Source organism: Bradyrhizobium sp. 134 (genome assembly GCF_023074155.1).
Lineage (GTDB): Bacteria > Pseudomonadota > Alphaproteobacteria > Rhizobiales > Xanthobacteraceae > Bradyrhizobium.
Genome location: NZ_JADPKX010000070.1, coordinates 1 through 671 on the forward strand (window position 1 = coordinate 1; position 671 = coordinate 671).

Genomic DNA, 671 nt, shown 5'->3' on the forward strand with positions numbered 1-671 from the left:
CACGCCGCGCTCGATGCCATTCCCGGCGCTGTCTATCTTTGTGACGCGGACGGATTGCTCGTCGCCTACAACACCGAGGCCGTGGAATCTTGGGGGCGAACACCTGACCCTGCCAAGAAGGAGCGCTTCTGCGGTTCGCATCAGCTCTACCTGGTCGATGGAACTCCGCTTGCCCATGCCGACTGTCCCATGGCCGCAGCGGTTCGTGTGGGAACGCCTACGCGCAATGCCGAAGTGATAATGGCACGGCCGGATGGCTCCCGCTTTTCGGCCCTGGTCAACATCCGGGCATTGCGCGATCATTCTGGCCGGATCCAGGGTGCCATCAATTGCTTCCAGGACATCACCGGACGCAAGCAGGTCGAGGAAGAGGTCCGCCGGAAGACGCAGGATCTGGAGGACTTTTTCGACAACAGCGCTGTTGGTCTTCATATCGTCAGCGGAGAGGGGATTATCCTTCGCGCCAACAAAGCTGAAATGGATCTGCTAGGTTACGAGCCCGAGGAGTACATCGGCCGCCACGTTGCTGAGTTTCATGCCGACGCGCCGGTGATCGGCCATATCCTTCAGCGCCTTTCATGCGGCGAGCCGCTCGATCGTTATCCCGCGCGGCTGCGGGCGCGTGACGGCTCCATCAAGCATGTGCTGATTACGTCGAACAGCCGCATTGT

General features: G+C 60.5%; 1 protein-coding gene. It reads left to right on the forward strand.

The window, feature by feature from the left end; translation table 11 throughout:
• The coding region (locus tag IVA75_RS27325) for a PAS domain S-box protein (protein ID WP_247282170.1) at positions 1-671 on the forward strand (671 nt) is incomplete at both ends.